The organism is Leptospira koniambonensis (genome assembly GCF_004769555.1).
GTDB lineage: Bacteria > Spirochaetota > Leptospiria > Leptospirales > Leptospiraceae > Leptospira_B > Leptospira_B koniambonensis.
Genome location: NZ_RQFY01000004.1, coordinates 642685 through 667165, shown reverse-complemented (window position 1 = coordinate 667165; position 24481 = coordinate 642685). Strand labels below are relative to the sequence as shown.

Here is a 24481-nt window from a genome sequence, read left to right as displayed (position 1 = left end):
TTCTTGTAGTGAATTGAAAAAAGTATAAACTTAGAGCCAAGCTCTGAAAAATAGGTCGATCGATGATTGAGATCCAAAGCAAACCTTTCGGAAAAATAAAAGTTTCGGAGCGACAACTTATCAAATTTCCGGAAGGACTTCTAGGTTTCGGGGGATACAAAAGTTTTGCCCTAATCGAAGAAGACGAAGAGTCAGTATTTAAATGGCTGCAGTCCATCGACGAAGTGGACCTTGCTTTTGTTGTAATTCCACCTTCTCTATTCAAAAAAGAATATAAACCTATTTTGAGCCAAGAAGAACTTTCTCAAATCGGGTTGCAGGATGTTTCGGAAGCTTTGACCTTAGTCATTGTGACGATTCCGAACGACGATCCGGCTTCTATGACCGCAAATCTACAAGGCCCTATTTTGATTAATAAGACGGATCTAACCGGTCGCCAATTCGTATCACGTAACGAGATCCATTCTGTTCGTGAAAGAATTTTGGAAAGCGCCACTGTGGAGATGTCCTAAGTGCTCGTACTAGCTAGGCGTACTAATGAATCCATTATTATAGGTGACGATATTGAGATCGTTATCGTGGATATCAAAGGGGATCAAGTAAAGATCGGAGTTAAAGCTCCTAAAGAAGTTTCTGTTCACAGAGCGGAAGTATATCGTGAAATCCAGGCTGAGAATAAGAAAGCCGCCGGTGCGAAAATTAAGCCGGAGGAATTGGGAAAAATTGGCAGCATGCTTAAAAAAACCGATTCGGGCAAAAAAGAAAAACCTTAAACTTCTAAGTTTCTTTCTTACCCTTTTATTTACGATCTCCTGTTTGTCTTCCCAGAGAAAGGGAATGGCTTCCTCTTCGGATTCAATCGTATTATATTATCTTAAAAAGAGTTCAGATACTCCGCTCTTCTTACAAGCGGAGACTTGGTTGCCTATCGCTTCTGGAGTTTTGACTGGTGCTGGGCCGGACCAATTGGATAAGACTGAGTTCATTTCCAGATGGGAAAAACTTTTTAAATTCACTGGGGTTTCAGAAACAGGCGTTTTCAACTCGGAGCCAATCAGATTATTTACGGAAGAAGAATCGTCTCGCCTGGGAGAATTATTATACAGAGCGGAGACTGAAATCCCCGATGGACTTCCGCAGGCTTACCAAGTAATTATTAAAAGAGAAGATCCGATCCGCCCAGGACTCAGGATCAGAAGAACTATTTTTTATATCAGAAATAGCCCGGAAGGAATCGTATTAGAATTTTCTGAGATAGGACAGGTCCTTGATTTTCAGACTACTTATTCTTTTAGGGATTGGACTTTGGTCCCAATTTCAAAGCCGGAACCTTCTTCCCGAAATTCTATTTATCTTCCTGAGATCCGACCTGAAGGTTTAGAATTCCTTCTTACAACAACTGACGGGGAAGAAGTGAAAAATCGTATCCTTGTAAAAAACGGTTTTTGGACTGCAAATCCTTCTAAGAAAAATGTTGGAACTCCTACCAAAAAAATCCCTAAGACGATAGAAGATCGATTGAGGACCTTGCAGGAACTTTTGGATAAGGGATTGATCTCTAAACAGGAATACGAAAAGAAGAAGGCAGAAATTCTAAAAGAGTTATAGTCACCAAGCTCTTCAAGTCTGCATATGTGGATTATGATAAATAAAACCCGGAAACCTTTCTGTCTCCGGGTTTTATTGAAAAGAATATTATAAGAGCCTGTCCCAAAAGGTCCAGGCTCTTGAAGCCCGCGTTGCGGACTATAGTCGCTTCGCTCCTGAAGCCGGCATTACCGACTATAGATTCTTAACTAATCCTACGGTTCCTCCGTAATTTCCGAATTGCTCGTTATCAGTAGTGGAACTTAAGTTAGGTACAGTGCCCGCTTCCACAATCTGGCCTCCGGAAATGGAAGGTCCTTTTACTTCTCCTACACTGAAATAGGTAAGCTGGTAGAATCCACCAAATCGAATACCGAAGGTATCAAAAGGTTTAACTACGAAACCTGTTTCGAAGGTCATAGTAAATCCAGAAGCTCCTGCAAAAAATCCATCTTTGGATTTGAATGCGTTGAAGTCTAAACCGTTATACGCTCCTGCAGTAGATCCTGTGTCAACACCAAGCTGAGCAGAACTTAAAGCTAATGTTCCCCAGAAGAAGCTTGTATCACCTCGGAAGTACCAGTTCAGCCAACTTGAAATAGGAACAGCAACACCATAATCTAAAGATAATGTTGTGATATTATATTTAAGATCTCCGAATCCGATTGCGAATCCTGACAATCCATCTGAACTTCCTGAGCTAATTCCAGGGAGTTTGAGTCCAAAGTTGGAGTAATCTCCACTTGTCTTTCCTTGTCCATAGCCGATTGAAAATTCATAACTTACGTTATTTGAAGTGTTTAAGTTAAGAGGTCCCCAGCCGTATTTTACCTTCCACTCGTTGGTGGTTGTAGTAATCTTATCAGTGGTGTATCTATTAGAAGTACTGGTAGTAGTAGTTTCTGTTGTAGATTTTTCTCCCAAAGAAGCGACGATACCAATGAAAGTATTATCTGATAACTGGTGAGAATATCTGATCTTAGGAAATCCACCACTCGGAGTTGTCTTACTATCTTCTTTGAAGAATTCAGGAGTTCCACCTAATGCGCTTCCTGCAATCCTTACGCTATTTAAGATTCCGTTAATAGATTGAGGTCCGCCTTGGTTCAGGCTTCCTGCGACTCCATCTAATTCCAAAATATGTAATAAACCGCTTTCGAATGCACTTCCATTACTTGAGGAGGAGGAAGAAGAACCACTGTCTCCGATAGGAGTCTGGTTTTGAGGTTGTTGTTGGTTATTCGTAGGTTGATTTTTAGGTGGCTTTTGATTATTCGGAGGTGTTTGTCCGAACAAGGAAAAGCAAACTAGATAGGTTGCCAATAAAGCTAGAATCTTTTTTTTCATGAGGTGCCAGAGTAATAATTTTTTTCCCAAAACACCAATTATTCTAGAAGAGGGCAAGGAAAAAAACAAAAGACCGGAGCGGCCCCCGAAAGGGCCGCTCACGTAGTGAGAATAGTGAAGAGAATTGGATATATGTTAACTATTTACCGGGTTATTGGTACTTAGGTAACAATCCATAAATACCATACCCATATAACCGATTGAAAAGACAGATTTTTTTCACTTATTGGCTGATTTTTTAATAAGAAACCTTCAATAAGATCTTCGCTTCGCGAAATAAATTTCCAGCTTCAATTGGAGTCGCAGATTTTGCGCTCATAGTTTGAAAACCATCCATGACAGGAAGAGGTTCGGAAATTTCTTGGAAGTCGGCTCTTATTTCTACAAAATCCTTAAATTTCAAACCAAGTGCTGAGAGAATTATATCAGCTTTTTTGCGAGCATCCTTCGCTGCTAACTGCAATGCTTCTTGAGAAGCCTTCTCTAAATTTGCATCCGTTGACTGCAATCGAATCCCAATAATTTGATTCGCTCCATTTTGAATGGATTCATCTATAAGTTTTCCTGCAGATTCTACTTTAGCTCTTATTAAAACTGTATTGGACGCTACATAACCTTTGATCTGTCTCGCTCCAGATTTAGGATATTCGTATATAGTTTGAAGACGGATTGCTTCTGTTTGTAACGAAAGCAAGGACTGCTTTTTGAGATATTTTACAAGAGAATCAGTTTTGGCTGAAGTTTTTTCATGAGCTTCTTCTGCTGTTTTGGATTCTGTTTCTACTCCGATACGTATCTCTATAAGTTCTGCAGGGATTGCTACTTTAGAGAATCCGCTAACGATCAGAACTCTTTCCTGTTCTGCAAATACGGAACCTAAACTCGCGAATAATAATATGCACCCGAATAATATCTTTTTCATAAAAACTCCGAAGGTAAGACCTTTTTCCGTCCGAGAAAATTCCCGAACGGTTCCGGATTTTTAGATTTTATTCCAAGTTATAAAAATTGAAATCTGTAAGAAGAAACTATCAGTACTTTACGAATTCTTTATCAAGTTCGTCTGCGTAACGGCTGACCCGTTTTTTTAAGTTTTTCTTTCCTACATAATATTGGCCTTCTTCTTCTCGTTTTGCCTTTTCCGTAAATTTTTCGGAACGATGAGAAAGATAAGGATGTGTCATAAAATATTCTTGGATAGGAGAAGCTGCATTTTCTTTTCCACCGCTGGCTTCCTGAAGTTTGAGGAATGTTCTTCCCATTGCGAATGGGTCGTAATATTCTCTGAGCAATAGATCATAACCATAAGAGTCTGCTTCATCTTCTTGGTTTTTGCCGAAAGCAGGTTTTAAAAGTAAGGCAGCAGTCATATCAGCGAGCTCTCCGAGTGTGGAGGCGCCGATCTTCTTCGCTAATAATTCTCCCCTGACCATGTCCATGCAGTGAGAAAGTTCAACGTGGCCAATTTCATGTCCGATCACAGCGACCAATTCTGCCTCTGAACTTACCATAGAAAGAAGTCCTTTGGTCACGAATAAGATTCCTCCAGGCATTGCATAAGCATTTGGAATGGAAGAATCCATTACGAAAATTCTATATTCGAATCTTTTATTTTTTCCAACTGTAAGATTGGATACCAAACTTCTTAGATAGATCAGATCCGGATCTTTTTCATCTGCATAGGATTCGTAACGTAATGCAACTGAATCTCCTAACTTCTTTTCATCCAAATCGCTGATAGGCATGAGCTTAGTAAGAGAACGATCCAAGGTTTTGATCGGTTTTCCAAGCAATTGGAATGCAGGAGAAAGGGTGGCAGGCATTTCTACATTTGCCTTACTCTTTATCGCCAAAAACGAAATGGCTGCTCCGGAAACTAAAAGTATAACAAAGAATAATAATCGATTACGGAGCATCTGTTTTCTCCTTATTTCCAAATTTGCCGTAAAGAGTGTTCATTAAGATGAGTATTCCTCCCACTCCCAAGAATACTAAAGCGCGAGTGATTGTAGAAGATTGAGAAAGATCCCAGAAGATAAGTCTTAATAAACATACGATCATCGCTACTAAGGATACATAACGGAAATGTTCTTTTTTAAGAATGAGCCCCATTAAGAAGACGATGAACACTTCTACCATCCATAATAGAGTTAATAAAGAAGAATCAAAGCTCCAGAATAAGAAGAATGCTCCTGCTGCAAACAAAGGATAGAATATGATATAGTCGGATCTTTGGTCCAGCTTTTCGGAGAGATTTCTGATCTTACCAGGATAACCTTCCGCTTCTATTCCTTGGAATGGAGGAAGAAGCTGAATCCTCACTAAATAAGAAATTTGTAATACGATCCCGATTAGTCCGCCCAGCCATTCTTGGTTCGCCCAATATTCAGAAGGAGTTAATGCTGAACTGGAAATAAATGCAACATGGATACAAGAATACCAATAGAAGCAGAGAGAATAAAATCTGAATCTAGAAATTTCCCAGGAGGTTTTTAAACTGACCTGATTCAGGAAGAATGCCCAAACAATCCAGGCAACAGGCAGCCAAGTATTCGGAATTTCTAATGCAATGATTGCCGTAATGAATATTGCAGTTAATTCCCAAAATAATGGAAGAAGAGAGTTCCAATAATTAGGAGTTTCTTTTTTAGGATTCGGACTGTTTGCCCAATATAAAAATACTCCGATTGCTAATGCTTGGATCAAAAATCTGATCTTGAAAATTCCTACATATAGTTCTGATTGCAAATGAACCAGAACATGAGCGCCCAAGAATAATCCTACGAATATCAACGCAAAAAATTGCCAGACGGGTCCCGCAGAATTGATAGAAGACTTCCAAGTATTCTCCCATACTTTCTCTCTTTCTGAGAAAAAGTTTTTGGTTTCTAGATATACCAAGGAAAGAAGAAGCCAAAGTATTCCAGGTAAGAATGGCGAAACACTTTGGGTAGTCCAATACGCTAAGAATACGATATGTAAAGAAAGAAGGATCGCTCCAGGAGAAGAAAAATATCTGATCTTGCCTGGACCCATCTTCACTTTAGAAAGTGGGATCATTAGGAAACAGAATAGAATTGTAGGAAAATCTCTTAGTAGAACTTCACATCTTTCTAAAGAATAAATTCTATAGATCACTTCAAAGTGTAATGCAGCAACAAAGAAGAAAATCCCAACTCCTAAACCATTCCAATTTCTGTTTTGTCGGATAGCCAACAAAATGACTCCGAACGCTGGAAGATAGAGTTCTGAATGTTTCCAATCGAATAATTGGAAACAAATAGCAGATGCTAATAATCCTGAAAAAACCCCTGCAGGAGAAATTCTATCCTCTCCTCCGATCCCATACACATCGTCACTTGCAGTGGAAACTTCCTTGTTTCGTATCTCATCGTAGAATTGGATCAAGAATGTAAGAATGATCATCACAATCGTAGTGATAACGATTGGCCAAGTTCCAAGATTGACGCCACCTGAGTATTTTATGATCAGAAGAAGAATATACCAAACCCAAGAAATATGCAGAAGAACTGCTCCTATATTCTTAAGTAGATTTTCTTTTTCTTCTGCACTTACGACAAAGAAGATGGAGAATAGAAGTGAAACATAAACATTGATCAGGAATAGATCTACTTCCCATCGAGTGAGTAAAATAATTCCGATAGAAGCAAGAGCCAGAGAAACTAAAGTATCAGTGAGATAAAGCCAGCGGATGTTTAATTTTTCTCGAGCAGTTCTTGCCCAGAAAAATAATCCGATAGAAACAAAGATCAATACAGGAGGATTCCATTTAGATCCTGTTGAATAAACTGATAAACCTAATCCAATTCCTGCCCAAATGATCAAGTGGGTTATAAAAGGAAGTCGTTGTAGATTTGGGGAAGAATATACTTTTCTATAATGAGCTAAGATGGATGGAATTCCAACAACAAGAGTTCCTAAAATTCCCCAGGTCCTAGAAAGAGGAGAATTTAATACATGTAATTGTTCGGAGAAATGTCCTTTATAAAGAAAATTTAAAATTAAAAAGGAGATCGCAGTTTGTATTAAATGAAATTCCCATTTAGTTCTATAAGATAAAACTACGCTGAAAGCAGAAACTCCAACCGCTAAGAAAAAGATCAAAGTGCTTAGTGGAAGAATTGCTAGAGAGATCAAACTTAATACAATATGAAGACTCGCGAACTTTTGCTGCGAAGTCTGCCAAGCAAGTCCCAAGTTTATTGAAATTCCAGCAATGATTAAGATAAGCGCGTAATATTCAGACTCAATCCATTTCATTCCTGGAACAGAAACAGCGGCGATACAAGAAAACAAGATAACCGCACCTGAACCACTTCTGATCCAATAACCGATCTGTTTCCAGAATTCTCTTTTAACTAGAAGCAGGGAAATTACGAATAAACCAATACCGATCCCTAATACCATTAGGAACCTGAAAAAAGGAGACATGTTTAGGGCCGCATAAATTCCTAAGAATCCAACACCCATCACGAGTATGATTGTTCCTAAGATCCCGGTCCAATTGTTAGCAATCTGCTTCTCGAATTTTTCCCAAGCCTCTGATTTTTTAGCAATAGGTTGAGGCTCTTGTTTTATAATGGTTGGAGTTACAACAGCTGAAGGTTTTGGATCTTTTGTAACCTGCTTAGAAGTGGAGACTTCTTTTTTGGCTTCAGGAATTGTTTCTTTTACCAAGATTGGCTTTTCTTCTTTGATAGGTTGTTTTTTCTTTTCTACCTGAGTTTCAGGAAGGGTAGAAGGTCCCTTATCCTTTAATCGATTTTCCAGATCTTGGATCCTTTCTAGAAGTCCGTTGATCTTGGACAATAAAACGAAGGGAATGATAAGGTAGAATGCGCCGGCAAAGAATGCTAATAAACCGATTAAAAATTCCATTATAGGTAGGCCTTTTCGAGTAACGCGTCCTTAAGGATCGCAACTTTCTTGAATTTTGGAAAAAAAATGAAAGTTTTAGAAAAGTAGTTTCTAGCGTTATTTAGTCCATTAGTATTTGAGGGTTTATTCCCTTGGTGATAAAAGTTTGGAATCTTCCGTTTCACAGCTCAGTATCCTCAGGCAGTTTTTCGAAAGGATCGGGGACGGAGTTCTTGTATTCTCTTCTTCTGGAAATCTGATCGAAGCGAATCCTGCTGCGTTACAGATCTTGGGCTATTCTGCCAAAGAGTTAAAAGAGATAGATTTTAATCTGATCTCTGATATTCGAAACGGAATTTTCGAAAGTCTCAAAAAAGAAGAAAAGACTAATTGGTACTTAGGTTATTTTTTACTCAAGAGTAAAGAGATCAGGACATTCTATTGCCAAGGATTTAAGATCCAAGGTGAAACAGATCCAGAAACAACTACTTGGATCCATATTCGTTCTCCCAAACAACAAAGTGAACTTTCTAAAGAAGATATAACTCATCCAGAAATTGGATGGAGAGCTCTCGAAAAATTTTTCGACATGAACCCATTGCCTATGGCGATCACAGAGATTGAAACAGGCAAATACCTAAAAGTAAACAGACAGTTTTGTATTCAGGTAAAATATTCCGAAGATGAGATTGTTGGTAAGAGCGCATTAGAGTTAGGCTTCTGGAGTTCTGCCGAGACCAGAGCAGATATAGTAGAAGCCATTAAAAAAGAAGGTTTTGTCAGAGATATAGAATTACGTTTTACTAATAAATTGGGAGAAGAATTTTGGGGACTCTTCTCCGCTCACCCTATTGAATATTCAGGTTCTTTAAAACTTCTTACTATCACAGTTCCAATAACTGACAGGGTAAAAGAAGAAGTAGAAAAACAAAAACTTTTAGATGACCTAAAAGAGAACCAAGAAATTTTAAATCAGATCATTCGACTAAATCCAACTGCCATCACTTTATCAAAGGCGGACGGAACGTATTTAGATGCAAATGATGTATTCTTAAGTTTGATAGGCAAAACGAACGAAGAGATTATAGGTAAGTCTCCAACGGACCTTGGAGTTTATTACGATCTAAGTGATAGAGAGATCATTCGAGGACTTCTAATCCAAAAAGGCGCTGTAGATAATCTTGAAGTGAAGATGGGAACTGCAGACGGGAAGATCCGGTCCATTCTATTTTCGGCTAGAGTAATAGAAGCAGGTGGTGAAAAAAAGATCTTAGCGGTTGGTCACGATATCACTCATATTAAAGAGGCACAATCGGATCTAGAAAATCTTGCTACTGAACTCGAAAAGAGTAAGGAACTTTTTCAAAGATTATTTCAGCTAATCCCTTCTGCAGTAGTTCTTACAGATTTGGTTTCCAGAAAGATTATAGATGTAAATGAAAGATTTTTAGAAGTTATAAAACTCAAAAGATCAGAAGTGATCGGAAAACTTACCACAGACATAAAGGTCTGGGATTATGATCCGGATCGAAGAGCTGAAATTTATAGCCAGTTAGATGAGAAAGGTGAGGTCAGTAATATCGAAACGGTTTTTCGAGCGGCCGATGGAACTGGGATCCCGGTTCTATACTCGGGTAGGATCGTAAAATTAAACGGAAGACCTCATGTTATTTCTCTTGCAACAGATATCAGAGAACGTTTAGAAGCGGAAGAACAAACCAGAAAATTGAACGCAGAGGTCCGGCATAATAAGGAACTTTTCGAAAAAATTTTCCAGATGAATCCAGCTGCAGTTTCTCTTTCCGATCTGGAAACTGGGACCTATAGAGAGATCAACCAAGAATACTGTGACCTGATTGGATACTCTAGAGAAGAGATCATAGGAAAAACATCCTTCGAGTTAGGGATTTGGAAAGGTCCTTTGGATAGAGCTAAGATCCGCAAAGAATTAGAAGAACTTGGTTGGTCTAAAAATATAGAAGCAACTATCAATCGATCTGATAATACCGAAAGACATGTGATTTCGGGAAATAGAGTGTTTAAGATCGGAGATAAGATGATGCTTTTGGCTCTTCTGATCGATGTAACTGACAAAAGAAAGGTAGAGCAAGAAAGAGATCAGTATCTTCACCAACTAGAAGAAAGCAAAGATCTTTTTGAAAAGGTATTCGATCTAAATCCAGATACTATCTGCATTTCCGATTTGGAAACAGGCAAGTATATCAGTGTAAATTCAATGTTTTATGATCTATTCGGATACACAAAAGAAGAAGCGATCGGAAAGAACTCTGTAGATCTCGGGATTTGGCCTGATCCTAATCTCAAACGTAAATTGATCAATCAAATGAAAGAAGAGGGTATATTAAGAGATCTTGATATACCTTTTATTCGAAAAGATGGAACTACTGTTGATTCTATTTTTTCAGGTCGTATTGTAAATTTAGTCGGAAGACCTGCAATTGTTGCCATTACAAAGGATAATACTGCAGGAAAAGCGGCAGCGAGAGAAAAAGAGGAAGAGAATTTAAAACTCTCCGAACAGGCTAGAGTCCTTTTGAATATGGCGACTGATCTTGATTTTGCTTCGGGCAATATTTCTGCCGGTTTGAATAATATAGTCAAAATGTGCTCGGAAACTTTGGGATGTGATCGTGCTTCTATATGGCTTTTTTCTGATAAGGAAAAAACAGTCTGGTCTTTGGTCTCGGGTTGGGATCAAAAACTTCTATCTTATATAGATTCAGATACGATGGATCTGAAAGTGTATCCTAAATATTTTGCATCAATGAAAACCGAAAGATTAGTAGATGCATATGACGTGGTGAATGATCCAAGAACTTCTGAGTTTGCTGAGTCTTATAGTATTCCTCTTGGGATCCAATCCTTATTGAATGCTCCAATCTTTTTAAGAGGTGGGATTTACGGAGCAATCTGTTTAGAACATAGAGGTGCTCTTCGCAGATGGAAAGGATATGAACAACAATTCGTAGTTACGGCCGCTGAACAAGTCACTCAGTTATTATTAAATTCCGAAAGAAGAGAAGCAAAAGAAGAATTGGAACATGCAGTTCTAATCCGTACATCTGAGTTAGCATCCGCTTTGGATAATTTGAAAAAAACTCAGGATCAACTTATCCTTTCCGAAAAGATGGCAGCACTCGGACAGTTGGTTGCAGGTATTGCTCACGAGATCAATAACCCGTTAGGAGCGATCTCTGCTTTGAGTGGTGAATTGAGAGCTTATTTGGATTCTTCTCCAGAACGTTTGAAAAAGTTAGGTCCAGTTTTTGCCGAAGCAGAACCATATTATATCAAACGATTATCAGAGTTTATTCGCGCAGGAATTTCGAATAAGGAAATTCAGGTTTCAAGAGAAGAGAGAAGGAATGTACTCAAAAAATTAAAAAATACTCTAAGTGAACTTGGATTCGAAAATCCATATGATCTTGCTGACAGATTGATGGATGTAGGTCTTTATCATTCTACTCAAGAATTCCCTGAAATTTTCGAAGCTAAGACAAATCTTGCACTTTTGGATTTTGCGATCGAAGAGATCCAAACATATAAGAATGCCGCATCCATTCGTTTAGCGGTGGATAGAACTTCTAAAATTGTTTATGCTCTTAAAAGTTTTGCTCATATCGATTCTGGAGAAGGTAAGATCGAAACAGATCTTGCTGAGAATATAGAAACAGTTCTCACAATCTATCATAACCAGATCAAGAATGGAGTAGAAGTAGAGCTGGACTTCCAAGCAAGACCCATCATTCACGCGTATCCGGATGATTTGATACAGGTTTGGACAAATCTAATATACAATTCTTTGCAAGCCATGCAGTTCAAAGGAAAGATCAAAATTTCCATTGTAGATTCTGACTCTGATGTTTCCGTTTTGATTTCGGATAACGGTCCTGGGATCCCTGCAGATATTAAATCTAAAATTTTCGATCCTTTTTATACCACTAAAGCTCCAGGAGAAGGAAGTGGTCTGGGTTTAGATATTTCCAGAAGGATCGTTTTAAAACATGGAGGAAGAATAGAATTCAACTCCAAACCTGGAAAGACAGTATTTAAAGTACTTCTTCCTAAAATTTAGGTTTTAAAGAATTCTACTTCCTTTTTCAAAGAACTTGCTTGGTGAGCCAGCTTCTCAGCAAGAGAATCAATATCGTTTACTATCCCATTCAAAAACTCAGTAGCTTCTGAAATACTTCCAATCGTTTTAGAAAATTCTAAAGAAGTTTGGGATTGTTCTTTTGTATGATTTCTGATCTCTTCTGCAGATCGGATCAATTCAGAAAATGCATTTTTTACCTGAGCGCTTGCTACCAACTGAGATTCAGACAAGGAGGAAACTTGCAAAATTCTTTCAGAAGTATTTTGAGCGGTGTCTCCTATTCTTCTGAAAGCTACCTCAGTATTTCCTAAAACTTCTCTCCCCGAGTTGGTGGCCTTTACAGCTTCTGCCAATGTTGCACGGATCCTCTTTGCATTCTCCTGGGTTTGTTCTCCCAGTTTTGAAATTTCTTGGGCTACTACTGCAAAACCTTTTCCTGCTTCTCCTGCACGAGCAGCTTCAATTGCCGCATTTAAGGATAGAAGTCCGATTCGATCTGTAATCTCATGGATCACATTTACGCTCGCTTCCATTTTAGCAGTATTGGATTCTATCTCTGCCATTGCATCACGAGTGGATTGTAACGCGGATTCTCCATTAGAAGTTTCTAATCTCATTCTCTCCGCATCATTTTTTGTATCCATTAGAGAAATATGAACATTTCGGATCCTATCTTCGAGTTCTGTAAGAGATGCGGATGCTTGTTCTACAGTACTAGACTGACTTTCTGCTCTGGAAGAAGTAGATTGAATTGATGCTGCAATTTCTTCTACTCCGGAACTCATCTGTTCTGTAGACGCAGCTTGCTCTTGCATTTTTATAGAAAGATCTTTTGTTTTTTCTTCCAGTACCTTGGAGCTTTGTGAAAGTTTTTCTGATTCTTTGATTACTGTTTTAACAACAATCCTAAGTCTTTTCACAAAATCGTTTAACATCTTGCTACTTCTTCCCAATTCGTCTGTGGAAACCATAGGAAGTAGGATATTCAACTCGCCTTGGGACATCTCAGTAAACGCATTCATCATATTTTTAGAGTTTCTACGAATGCTGGAAGCCAATAAGTAGGAAGAAATAGTGAGAGTGATCACCATAAAAAGAATGGTGAGAGAAAGTGCTAAGGTAACATCACCCAATTTTAACCAACCGGAAGTCTCTTCCACTAATAGATAACCAAAGATCACGACCGGTAATAATGCGATAGATGCGATCGTAGAAATAATTCTTACGAAGATTGAAACTTTACGAATGTCTTTTTCTTCTAAAGGAAGTCCATTCAATCTGTCTGATTCCAACACTTCTGAAAGTACTGACTCGGTTAAGAAGAAATGGGAAATTCCTAAAGTTGGGTAAATGATCAAAGGTAAGAGTAAGAATGGCGCAGACTCAAAGAATTCGGGTATAAAGAAAAGATGCATCATTTTCCAAGCCGCAGGAATTCCGTAACTCCACTGTACGATATAAAATCCAGTATTTAGAAGAGGGAAGTTTAGAAGTTTTTTCTTAACTGCTACCTTACCTTTTGTATTTAATTTCTCCCAATTATTTGGTTCCAGATTGGATAGGAGCCTTCCCAAATATAAGAATCGAAGTGTAGGGAAAAAATAAGAGGTGGTTAATACGACTGTTGAGGACCCAATCAGCGCGATCGCCTTATTGAAGTCATACGCTCCCGCTGCAATAATGAATAGAACGGCTAAAGGGACAGCCAGAACGGAAGTTAATAGCTCCAGGCCTAAGGTAAGTCTCCATCTGAGTTTTCTAGATTCTCCCCTCGTCATTTCCGTTCTTTCCCTTTTTTTTGATTTGAAAGAAGCCAGCGGCTTCAAGATATTTCATGACAATGAGACGCAGATTGCTTTTATCATCCACCTCTTTGTTGTTTTTACTGTTTGGATTCTTTTACTTCGATTTTGCAATTTATGGAAAAAGTCAGTCAACCGACACAGCTTCGCCTTCTAGTATCCAATCAGGGCCGATGTTAGGTTACTCAACTCATAAGGAAGTGAAAATTTGGGTCCAGACTAAGAACCCTTCTAAAGTTTATGCGAAATATTTTATTTCCGGAAATTCAGAACAAAGCCAGGTAACTCGCGAAGTAACTACTGAACATCATAAAGGAAATGTTGCCCATCTAATCGCTGACGTATTGGAACCTGGAAAAACATACGATTATATAATTTATGTAAATGGAAAATATCAAGAACCTAAATCAGAACAAAAATTTAGAACACAACCCATTTGGATTGGAAAACAAAGCGGGCCTCCGGATATCAAATTTGCTTTGGGGAGTTGTGCATTCGTAAACGATACTAAGTATGATACGCAAGCGAAACCATACGGAGGAGAGTACTTTATCTACAAATCTATCTCTGCTCAAAAACCGGACTTCATGCTCTGGGGCGGAGATAATATTTATCTAAGAGAACCTGATTGGGAATCTCGCACTGGATTCATTTATCGTTATACTGAACAAAGATCTTTGGCGGAACTCCAGCCATTACTCGCAAATGTTCACCATTATGCAGTTTGGGATGATCATGATTGGGGGCCTAATGATGGGGACGCTTCCTTTTGGATGGGAGCTACCGCAGAAGAAATTTTCAAATTATTTTGGGCTAACCCAAACTATTCAAAAAAAGGAATATATGGTTCTTTCACTTGGGGAGATGCACAATTCTTTTTGATGGACGATCGTAGTTTTAGGACTGCGAACGATAATAAAACTGGGGCCAGATCATTTTTTGGAGAAGAACAGCTGGATTGGCTTGTAAACGGCTTAGCATTCTCCAAAGCGACTTTTAAGTTTGTGGTTGTAGGTGGCCAGGTCTTAAATCCGTTAACCGTCTTTGAAAATTATTCAACATACGCAGAAGAAAGGGAAAAACTTCTTTCCAAAATTTCAAAATTGAAGATAAAAAACCTGGTATTTTTGACCGGGGACAGACACTTTACGGAATTATCATATATCCAGGAAGGATTCGAATATCCAGTATATGATTTTACTGTTTCACCTTTAACTTCTTCTACCCATGCGCCTATTACCGAAAAAAATCCATTAAGGATTGAGGGCACAATGGTGGATGACAAAAGGAATTTTGGAATAATAGAAATTACAGGTCCTTTAAAACAAAGGAGCTTGGTGTTTAGAGTTTTTGATTCTGCCGGAAAAGAACTTTGGTCCAAGGATATTCAGGCCAAATGAAAATCCAAAAGTTTATGTTATATCTTCTCTCGGTCATATTTATTATTTTTCTGGGACTCTTCGGCTTATTATATTCAAATCAAGACAAGCTGATCTTCTTCCCAGAAATTTTACCCGAGGACTTTCACTTCTCCTTTCCTTATACTTTTCAAGAAGTTTCTCTGGAGTTGGAAAATGGAGAGAAGGTGTATGCATTATTCTTCCCAGCCCAAGGACCTTCTAAGGGCACGGTCCTCTATTTTCATGGAAACGCAGGAAGTTTAAGAAGTTGGGGAGGTGTTGCTGAGGACTTTGTTCCGCGAGGGTGGGACCTTCTCATGACAGATTATAGAGGTTACGGTAAAAGTAGGGCCAAGTTAAGTGAGAAGGGAATGTACCAGGATGCAGAACGCTGGTACGAATATTTGAAAACGGATAAATTAAAAAAAGAAAATGAGATCATTCTTTATGGAAGATCTATCGGAACTGGAGTTGTAGTAGATTTAGGGACCAAAACAAATCCAGGTTATATTATATTAGAAACTCCTTATACTTCTTTGGCGGATCTCGCAAAAGAATATTATCCATTTGTACCTGAATGGTTTTTGGCTTATTCTCTTAAATCAGAAAACAAGATAGGAAAAATCCATTCTCCTGCGACGATTATACATGGAAATGAGGACGAGATCGTTCCATTCAGACAAGGAAAAAAATTATTCAAGACTGCTTTGGAATCAGGAGTAAAAATAGAATTTTTAGAAATAGAAGGAGGAAATCATAATAATCTCTCCTTCTTTCCAGAATACCAAAAGGGACTAGCTAATATTTTAGGATCTGTTCATCTAAACCGAAGAAAATCAAACTCTCAGAGATAATCTGGGAATAATACTTTCAGTTTTGCAACAGTATCCGGGTTTCTGCGTTCAGGAGCTGTGATGATAGAATACTTGGTGCTATTCTTTAAACTAAGATCGTCTCCGTTCCCAAGTGCAGGGATCAAAGCGCTTAAAAGTTTTTTAGCATTCTCTGCATTCTTTCCTAAGTTTGCCATTACCATTTCTGCAGTAACTGCTTCTTCATTCTCTCTCCAACAATCGTAGTCCGTGGACATACAGACCATTTGGTAAGCGATCTCAGCCTCTCTTGCAAGTTTTGCTTCCGGAAGAACGCTCATATTGATGATGTCTCCACCCCAAGAACGATACATATGAGATTCCGCTCTTGTAGAAAATAAAGGACCTTCCATACAAACCAAAGTTTTGTTTTGGTGGATCGGAAGATTTACTTTTGCAGCGGCTTTATTAATTCTATCGCTTAAATTTTGAGAGAAAGGATCTGCGAAAGGAGCGTGAGCCACCACACCTTTTCCAAAGAATGTGGACTCTCTCCCTCTTGTTCTGTCTATGATCTGACTTGGAAGAACGAAATCCAAAGGTTTGATCTCTTCTCTCAAACTCCCGACGGAGCTGAATGCTACAATCTCTTCTACTCCTAAAATTTTAAGAGCGCAGATATTCGCCTTCATTGGAACTTCGTGAGGCATAATAAAATGTCCCACACCATGGCGAGGGAGAAATGCGATTAGTTTATCGTGGATCTTTCCGATCTTGATCGTGTCGGAAGGTTTGCCCCAAGGAGTTTCCGGAAGAACTTCCTCTACAAGTTCCATTCCGTCCAGGCTATAGAGACCTGTGCCTCCGATAACTGCAGCTTTTACTTTAGTCCCCATATCCTTCTCCTTTGAATCGGAATAAATTCCATATATCGAAATATGGGTCCGATTGTAAAGAAGAAGGAAATGAAAAGGTTTTAGGAATTATTGCTCAATACTTTTAGTTCAGAAGCCTTTGTTTTGATCCGATCGATCTCTGAGTTTAAGCTAGCTGAATCTTCGTTAATTTCATTAATATCTTTTTCTAATTGGGACATGGTCCGTATCATTTCTTGTTGGCCCACGGATTGTTCCTTTTCAGATTCATGGATCTCGTTCGAAACTGATTTGATACTTTCTAATTCATTTAAGAACTTACGTATAATATTTCTCTGTTCCAGATAAAGTTTATTCATCTGAACGATCTTGTCAGAAGTTTCCAAGATCTTAAATTTTTGTTTTTCAGTCAGGTCTCCCGTTTCAGCAGAAGCACTTTTTGCTTCTTGGATAAAATTTTGGGACTGTCTTACGATTGCTGAAATTGACTTTGCGTTTTCGGAAGTAAAATCTGCGAGTTTGCTGACCTCGTTTGCAACTACTGCGAATCCCCTTCCTGCTTCTCCTGCTCTTGCCGCTTCAATAGATGCGTTCAATGCAAGAAGGTTTGTTTTATCAGCAATTTCTCCCATGATCTGGTTGATCTGGTCCACTTTGTCGAAGGAGCCAGCGATATCTGCCAGATAAGATTTTGTTTTTTCAGCAGCGATAGTAACATTCTCCATGTCTGCTTTATTATCATTTGCGAATGTGGAAAGTGCCTCACTATAACCTGTAATATTAGAAACTATTTCTCCCAATTTTTTAGAATCATCAGCAAGTTCGCTTAAGCTTATATTCTGAGATTCAATAGACATAGAAGTATTTGTAGAAGCAGCAGAAAGTTCTTCTAATACTGCGTTGACTTCTTCCAAGGCGGCAGCTTGGGATTCCATCTTTTCTCCTGTACGATTGATAAATTGAGCGAATTTAACGATAGAATCTTCTAAACTAATTGCAGAATCCTTAATGATTGTTTGGTTCTCGCTTAATTTTTCGAGCAAGTCTTTTGAGTCTGTATAAAGTCGGTTTCCTTCTACAGTTAGTCTTAAGAATAGCCTCATCAATTGAGCGAGTATCACGCTTGCGACAAATATGAATGCAATCTTGATAATTTCAGTAGAACCGCTTATATTATAAGGAAGTTTTGCTGATTCTGGATCATTTACAAATCCAACTCCGTTTTGAAGTGCGCATACGAGGGCAACTATCGCACCCGCGGTGGAAAATGCACCAACGACCAAAACAAAGATCCTTTCTCCCAAAAGGCAGGAATAGATCATTATATAGAAATAGATGAAGAATAATACTACGTTCTTTAATGTTCCGGCTGCTACATCGGGAGAAACGAAAGTATCCAAGATCAACGTGGCACTTAGAACATTCACATCGAATAAAACGAAAAGTTTATGTGATCCGATGGACATATTCCTTTTGCGATTCGCTACAAAATTGAAAATGCAATAAAGCCCCATGAAAGCTGTGCCGCCCGCGTGGACCATAAATTGTAAGGGCTGAAAACTTTTATAAGCTCCGGCTAAGGAAATGATAAAAAGTACGACCAAACCTAATCGGATTCGGTTGATTACAATAGCGCCATTCTTCCAGATCTGTAGGATCGTGGACTCTGTTTTTATATGGGAAGTTTCCATCCATCAATAGACGGAATTTCCCGGGCTAGACTAACGTTGGAGTTCTTTTATTCGGTAGAATGTCCGCTTAATACTCTTAACTCTGAAGCTTGGCTATTGATCTTATCGATCTCAGTGTTTAATTTGGTGGATTCTTCGCTGATCTCGTTTATGTCTTTTTCCAATTGGCTCATCGTCTTCATCAATTCGTTCTGGCCGAGAGTTTGTTCTTTAGTAGATTCAAGAATATCTGTGGATGCGGACTTGATTGTATCCAATTCGTTTAGGAAACTTTTAAGAATAAATTTTTGCTCCTTATAGAGCTCATTCATTTTTAGGATCCGATCAGTAGTTTGTGTTAATTTGAACTTTTGTTTTTCGGTCAGATCTCCAGTTTCTGCAGAAGCTACCTTAGCTTCGTTGATAAAACTTTGGGATTGTTTCACGATAGAAGAAATAGATTTGGCGTTTTCAGAAGTGAAGTCTGCGAGTTTGCTGACTTCGTTTGCAACTACCGCAAATCCTCTTCCTGCGACTCCAGCTCTTGCTGCTTCGATAGATGCGTTCAATGCGAGAAGGTTAGTTTTATCCGCAATTTCCCCCATGATCTGATTGATCTCATCTACTCTATTGAATGAGTTTGCAATGTCTGCGAGATAAGAATTCGTTTTTTCAGCGGCAATGGTCACATTCTCCATGTCCGCTTTGTTCTCTTCTGCAAATACGGAAAGTGTTTCGCTGTATTCTGTAATATCTCCTATAATTCCTCCCAACTTTTGAGAGTTGGAAGCAAGACCTGAAATACCTTCATTCTGAGTTTCAATAGATTGTGTATTATTGATAGAAGAGGCAGAAAGTTCTTCTAATACTGCGTTCACTTCTTCCAAAGCAGCAGCCTGGGATTCCATTTTTTCTCCAGTTCTTGCGATATAACCTGCAAATTCTTTAATAGATGTTTCTAAGTTTTCTGCTGAGTTACGAATGATGTTTTGGTTATCTTTAATTTGAGTTAAGAATACTTGGGATTCTCCAAATAATCTAGAACCTTCTGCAGTTAGGTTTTCGAATAATCTCATCAATTGGTATAAGATCACACTTGCAGTGATCATAAAACCGAGCTTTACGATTTGAACTGAGAAGATCAAAGTGTCAGGGTCTTTTGCCTTACTTGCGTTCTCAGTTAATACAAGTCCACTTTTCCAACCTACATAAAGTGCAATTGCAACTCCGATAGCAGTTAATAGGCCGATAAGAAGTACGAATTTTTTTTCTCCCAATAAAGAAGAATAGATCATTATATAAAAATAAATGAAGAATAGGATCATGTTTGCAAGAGTATCTCTCGCCACTATTGGACCGATACTACAGTCCGCTGCCATAATCGCAGAAAGAATGATTACATCCAAAATCACTAATGTCTTTTGGAATCCGATCCCAACCTTTCCTCCTCTCGCCAGGAAAAATTCGAAGATACAGTATAATGCCATCAAGCCTGTTCCTACAGAATGAGCGATTACCTGAGTAGGGTGATTTGTTTTAGAAACTCCGATCAAGGTTAGAATAAAAAGAACTACTAACCCTAATCGGATACGGTTGATAACGATAGCACCGTTCGTCCAGATTTTCGCTATAGACGATTCTTTAGAGATCGCGGAATTTACCATGGAATTCATCATTCACCTTCCGGCAGATTTTAATTTATTAAATTCGCCTAATATTAGTTTCGGATCTTAAAAAAGAGAAGATCTCACTTCTTCTAAAATACGATCCATTTCTAGGATACCTTCTTCGAATAAGGCTGGTCCTGGTTGTAAAATGATCGCAGGATCCATTTCGAAAATTTTATCCTTTTTGATCGCTGGAATGTCTTTCCATTCTTCCCTAGTACGTACCCATTCAAAGTCCATAGGTTTTCCGCACCAGCTTCCGATGATCAGATCCGGTTTTGCATCGGCTACTTCATGAAGACTTACGATCCTGTCTTTGGCCATGGACTTTTCTTTCAAATGACCGAAACAATCTATAGCTCCAACGATCTCCAATAATTCGGAAACCCATCTGATCCCGGTGATAATCGGATGGTCCCATTCTTGGAAAAATACCTTAAGTTTTGGTTTAGAAGAAGAACGTTCTTTGATATCTTTTAATTTTTTCTTATACGATTCTACAAGTTTAGAAACCTGTTCCGATTTTCCGATCAATGATCCCACCATCAAAATAGTTTGGAAAATTTCCTCCAAACTTCTTTGGTTGGTGATCAGAACATTCAGTCCTTCTTTTACTAGATCATGAGAAAGTTGTGCTTGAATATCCGAAAAACCAACAACCAGATCCGGATTTAGTTCCTTGATCCTCTTTATGTTTCCGTTAATAAAAGCAGATACTCTAGGCTTTTCTTCTTTTGCATGAGGAGGTCTTTCCGTATATGCGGAAATTCCTACGATCCGTTCTTCTTCCCCTAATAAATAGAGAAGTTCTGTAGTCTCTTCAGTTAAACATACGATTCTTTGCGGACCGATTTTATTCAACTGTGATACTTCTTCTTATCATCTATTAATTTTTCTACTACGCTTGGATCTGCTAAGGTAGAGATATCTCCCAGACCTTCGAACTCGCTTGAAGCAATCTTACGCAAGATCCTTCTCATAATTTTTCCGGATCTGGTTTTAGGAAGCCCAGGTGCCCAATGGATCACGTCAGGTCTTGCGATCTTTCCGATCATTTTTTCAACAGTGGCGATCAATTCTTTTTTAAGAGAATCATTCGTAGTCACACCTTCTTTCACTGTGACATACGCATAAATTCCTTGGCCCTTGATATCATGTGGAAATCCTACAACCGCTGCTTCTGCTACGGAAAGATTTTCTACGAGTGCGCTTTCTACTTCTGCGGAGCCGATCCTGTGACCAGATACGTTGATCACATCGTCCACACGACCAGTGATCCAATAATATCCGTCTTTATCTCTTCTTGCTCCGTCTCCTGTAAAATAATAACCTTTATAAACGGAGAAGTAGGTATCGAAAAATCTTTTCGGGTCTTTGAACACTCCTCTCATCATAGAAGGCCAAGGAGATTTGATTGCGAGATTACCGGAAACTTCTCCTTTGGAGTTGATCTCTTTTCCTTCATCATCTAAAAGAACAGGCTGTACTCCAAAGAATGGAAGAGTAGCAGATCCTGGTTTTTGAGCGATTGCACCAGGCAAAGGAGAGATCATGATGGCTCCAGTTTCTGTCTGCCACCAAGTATCTACGATAGGACATTTGGATTTCCCTACATGTTTAAAATACCATTCCCATGCTTCTGGGTTGATAGGTTCTCCTACTGATCCGATCAATCTAAGAGAACTTAGGTTTCTTTTTTCAATACGATCTGTTCCTTCTCTCATTAAAGATCGAATAGCAGTTGGTGCAGTATAGAATACAGTGACTCCATGTTTATCGATCACATCCCAGAATCTTCCCGCATCAGGGTATGTAGGAACTCCTTCAAACATGATAGAAGTGGCTCCGTTAGAAAGCGGACCATACACTAAATAACTATGACCTGTTACCCAACCAATATCAGCAGTACACCAATATGTGTCTGTAGGTTTGATATCAAAAACATAATGAAAGGTCATATTGACCCCTAAAAGATATCCTCCAGTAGTATGAAGAACTCCTTTAGGCTTTCCTGTAGAACCTGAAGTATATAGAATGAACAAAGGATCTTCCGAATCCATTTGTTCAGGCTTACAATACGCAGGGAGATTTGGATCACCTATTAGATAATGCCACCAACGATCTCTTCCTTCTTTCCAATTTAGTTCTGTTTCTTGTCCAGTTCTTCTGACAACGATTACATTATTTACTTTTTCAGAAGATTGATCCAAAGCAGTATCGACTGCTTTTTTTAGATCCAGACTTTTACCGCCTCTATAACCTCCATCGGAAGTTATAATCAGTCTTGGTTTACAATCTTCTATCCTACTTTGTAGAGCTTCCGGAGAAAAACCTCCGAACACTACTGAGTGGATCGCGCCTATTCTAGTACATGCAAGAATTGTAATGGCAAGTTCAGGGATCATTGGTAGGTAAACCATGACCACGTCACCTTTTCGGATGCCTGAATTTTTCAGAACGTTTGCGAACTTATTCACTTCACGATAAAGATCGTAATAGGTATAAGTTTTAGATTCTTGGGGATTATCCCCTTCCCAAATGATAGCCGCCTTATTCTTTAAAGGGGTATCGATATAACGATCGAGGCAATTATAAGAGACATTGATCTTGCCTCCTTCGAACCATTTTACCTTTGCATTCTTAAAATCATGATCTAAAACTTTGGTCCACTTTTTGAACCAGGTAAGTCTGGTAGAAGCTTCTCTGGCCCAGAACTTTTTAGGATTCTCTATGGATTCTTTGTATAATGCCTTATAATCTTTAAGGTTGATATTTGCCGTTTTTTTGAAATTGGCGAACGGCTGGACGATTCTTTCTTTCGACATGGCTTATTCCTTCGCAATCGAATACGAAACTTTTTAATTTCGGTATTGTCCACTCATTCTTCTCATTAACTTTTAATAGAGTTTTTGTATAAAATCCACCTCGTTATGTAAAAAAAAGAATGCCCCCCGACCGCATCTAACCAGGCTCGCCTCAATGTCGGAAAAATTGGATACTCGGGAAAGTTTTAAGCGTAGGTTCTTAGTTTGGTTGGTGCCTACAATTGTAGTTTTTTTACAAAGGATCATCGGACTCACCTCAAGAAAGGTGGAATTAGGTAAGGAGCATTTTAACTCTCTTTATCCTTTGAAGAAGCCATTTATCCTATGTGTTTGGCATACGAACGTTCTTTATTCACCATACTTGAATAAGAATCGTAAGTTAGCAGTTTTGATCTCAGAATCTAAGGACGGAGATTTTATTACCGGAGTAGTGCATAGATTCGGTAACGGAAGTATTCGTGGTAGTTCCTCAAAGGGTGGATCAAAAGCGCTTAAGGCAATGATCGTTCATTTAAGAAAAAATCTTCCTGCAGCATTTACTCCTGATGGGCCCAGAGGTCCTGCTTGGATCGTTCAACCTGGGGTGATTGCTGCCGCCCAAGTCGCTCAGGTCCCAATCTTACCATTTCATTATGAATGTACAAAACAATGGATCGCGGAGAAGTCTTGGGATAAACATAGGATCCCAAAACCTTTTACAACCTTTGTGATCTCTTACGGGGAACCAATCATGATCCCAAGAGATCTAGATGAGGCTGGCTTCGAAAGAGAAAGACTAAGAGTGGAGAAAGCAATGCTCGAAAATAAAAATCGAGCAGAGCAAAAAGCGGAAGAGCTTAGATCTAAATCTTCTAGGTCGAGCCAGTCCGGATTAGATCTAGAAACTCGCTCCTAGTCACCATATTCGTTTTAAATTCTCCGAGCATACAAGAAGTGAAAAGTTCGGAGTTTTGTTTTTCGACACCTCTCATCATCATACAAAGATGTTTTGCTTTGATGACTACTGCAACGCCCAAAGGATCTAAAACTTCCATTAGGGCGTATGCAATTTGTTCAGTCATTCTTTCTTGAACCTGTAACCTTCTTGCAAATACGTCTACGATACGAGGGATCTTCGAAATCCCTATGATCTTTTTGTTCGGAATATAACCTACGTGAGCCTTTCCAAAAAATGGAAGAAGATGATGTTCGCAGAGAGAATACATTTCGATGTCTCTGACAAGAACCATACCTTGGCTGTCCTCTTCGAAGATCGCTCCGTTCACAATTGTATCAATGTCTGCCTTATAACCGGAGGTCAGGAATTCATAAGCTTTCCGGACCCTTTTAGGAGTGTTTAAAAGTCCTTCTCTATTCGGATCTTCTCCGATTGCTTTTAATATACTCGTTACTTCGTTTTCCAAGGTGTCTCTCCGTTCTTCGCTTCGAAAATGTATGTAGTTAGACTCGTCTGGACAAGTCTTGGTAAATTAGTTCTCTTTTCAAGGGGAAAAGCGATTGG

At 38.8% G+C, this 24481-nt stretch carries 18 protein-coding genes; 7 read left to right on the top strand and 11 right to left on the bottom strand.

What is annotated here, in order from left to right; all coding sequences use genetic code 11:
* Positions 1–62: 62 nt before the first annotated feature.
* From fliW to EHQ52_RS07135, 3 genes are read left to right on the top strand one after another with little or no spacing between them, the layout of a single operon-like run.
* A complete protein-coding gene (gene fliW / locus EHQ52_RS07145; RefSeq protein ID WP_100708573.1) occupies positions 63–512 on the top strand; it encodes a flagellar assembly protein FliW in 450 nt (149 codons plus the stop codon).
* A complete protein-coding gene (gene csrA, locus EHQ52_RS07140) occupies positions 513–773 on the top strand; it encodes a carbon storage regulator CsrA (RefSeq protein WP_008589574.1) in 261 nt (86 codons plus the stop codon).
* Positions 691–1608, top strand: a complete 918-nt coding sequence (locus EHQ52_RS07135) for an SHOCT domain-containing protein (RefSeq protein WP_425269382.1) — start codon at positions 691–693, stop codon at positions 1606–1608. The genes csrA and EHQ52_RS07135 overlap by 83 nt, the downstream gene beginning before the upstream one ends.
* A gap of 174 nt (positions 1609–1782) precedes the next feature.
* On the opposite strand, the gene EHQ52_RS07130 is transcribed toward EHQ52_RS07135, so the two are convergent.
* From EHQ52_RS07130 to EHQ52_RS07115, 4 genes are all read right to left on the bottom strand, one after another.
* On the bottom strand, positions 1783–2934 hold the full coding sequence (locus EHQ52_RS07130) for a hypothetical protein (RefSeq protein ID WP_167492186.1): 1152 nt from the start codon (positions 2932–2934) through the stop codon (positions 1783–1785).
* Positions 2935–3172: 238 nt separating this feature from the next.
* Positions 3173–3856 carry an SIMPL domain-containing protein gene (locus tag EHQ52_RS07125; protein WP_135614535.1) on the bottom strand — a complete coding sequence of 228 codons (684 nt, stop codon included), beginning with the start codon at positions 3854–3856 and terminating at the stop codon, positions 3173–3175.
* 109 nt (positions 3857–3965) lie between these two features.
* Entirely contained in the window at positions 3966–4850 is an 885-nt protein-coding gene (locus tag EHQ52_RS07120) for a M48 family metallopeptidase (protein WP_135614534.1), read from the bottom strand.
* Complete coding sequence (locus EHQ52_RS07115; protein ID WP_135614533.1) at positions 4840–7833, bottom strand: DUF2339 domain-containing protein; 2994 nt, start codon at positions 7831–7833, stop codon at positions 4840–4842. Before EHQ52_RS07115 ends, EHQ52_RS07120 begins: the two co-directional genes overlap by 11 nt.
* Before the next feature lie 145 nt (positions 7834–7978).
* Between EHQ52_RS07115 and EHQ52_RS07110 the strand changes: the two genes are divergently transcribed.
* A complete protein-coding gene (locus EHQ52_RS07110) occupies positions 7979–11908 on the top strand; it encodes a PAS domain S-box protein (protein WP_135614532.1) in 3930 nt (1309 codons plus the stop codon).
* On the opposite strand, the gene EHQ52_RS07105 is transcribed toward EHQ52_RS07110, so the two are convergent.
* Positions 11905–13707 carry a methyl-accepting chemotaxis protein gene (locus EHQ52_RS07105; RefSeq protein WP_135614531.1) on the bottom strand — a complete coding sequence of 601 codons (1803 nt, stop codon included), beginning with the start codon at positions 13705–13707 and terminating at the stop codon, positions 11905–11907. The two genes, EHQ52_RS07110 and EHQ52_RS07105, sit on opposite strands and share 4 nt — an antisense overlap.
* A 62-nt stretch (positions 13708–13769) precedes the next feature.
* Here EHQ52_RS07105 and EHQ52_RS07100 point away from each other — a divergent pair, with 62 nt between their 5' ends.
* Together EHQ52_RS07100 and EHQ52_RS07095 are read left to right on the top strand one after the other, a co-directional pair.
* Positions 13770–15131 (top strand): alkaline phosphatase D family protein, encoded by a 1362-nt coding sequence (locus EHQ52_RS07100; RefSeq protein WP_244244816.1) that lies wholly within the window; start codon positions 13770–13772, stop codon positions 15129–15131.
* On the top strand, positions 15128–15985 hold the full coding sequence (locus EHQ52_RS07095; protein WP_135614529.1) for an alpha/beta hydrolase: 858 nt from the start codon (positions 15128–15130) through the stop codon (positions 15983–15985). Before EHQ52_RS07100 ends, EHQ52_RS07095 begins: the two co-directional genes overlap by 4 nt.
* On the opposite strand, the gene mtnP is transcribed toward EHQ52_RS07095, so the two are convergent.
* From mtnP to acs, 5 genes are all read right to left on the bottom strand, one after another.
* Positions 15976–16839 carry an S-methyl-5'-thioadenosine phosphorylase gene (gene mtnP / locus EHQ52_RS07090; protein WP_135614528.1) on the bottom strand — a complete coding sequence of 288 codons (864 nt, stop codon included), beginning with the start codon at positions 16837–16839 and terminating at the stop codon, positions 15976–15978. The genes EHQ52_RS07095 and mtnP overlap by 10 nt on opposite strands.
* Before the next feature lie 80 nt (positions 16840–16919).
* Positions 16920–18509 (bottom strand): methyl-accepting chemotaxis protein, encoded by a 1590-nt coding sequence (locus EHQ52_RS07085; protein ID WP_135614527.1) that lies wholly within the window; start codon positions 18507–18509, stop codon positions 16920–16922.
* Positions 18510–18556: 47 nt separating this feature from the next.
* The gene (locus EHQ52_RS07080) at positions 18557–20152 is read right to left on the bottom strand and encodes a methyl-accepting chemotaxis protein (protein WP_208653494.1); all 1596 of its coding nucleotides are present in this window, start codon (positions 20150–20152) and stop codon (positions 18557–18559) included.
* 66 nt (positions 20153–20218) lie between these two features.
* Positions 20219–21016: a cobalamin-binding protein gene (locus EHQ52_RS07075; RefSeq protein WP_135614525.1), complete on the bottom strand. Its 798-nt coding sequence runs from the start codon at positions 21014–21016 to the stop codon at positions 20219–20221.
* Positions 21013–22980: an acetate--CoA ligase gene (gene acs, locus EHQ52_RS07070; RefSeq protein ID WP_135614524.1), complete on the bottom strand. Its 1968-nt coding sequence runs from the start codon at positions 22978–22980 to the stop codon at positions 21013–21015. The genes EHQ52_RS07075 and acs overlap by 4 nt, the downstream gene beginning before the upstream one ends.
* Positions 22981–23134: 154 nt before the next feature.
* Here acs and EHQ52_RS07065 point away from each other — a divergent pair, with 154 nt between their 5' ends.
* Positions 23135–23875 carry a lysophospholipid acyltransferase family protein gene (locus EHQ52_RS07065; protein WP_135614523.1) on the top strand — a complete coding sequence of 247 codons (741 nt, stop codon included), beginning with the start codon at positions 23135–23137 and terminating at the stop codon, positions 23873–23875.
* On the opposite strand, the gene folE is transcribed toward EHQ52_RS07065, so the two are convergent.
* Positions 23832–24383 (bottom strand): GTP cyclohydrolase I FolE, encoded by a 552-nt coding sequence (folE, locus tag EHQ52_RS07060; RefSeq protein WP_008591026.1) that lies wholly within the window; start codon positions 24381–24383, stop codon positions 23832–23834. The genes EHQ52_RS07065 and folE overlap by 44 nt on opposite strands.
* Positions 24384–24481 lie beyond the last annotated feature (98 nt).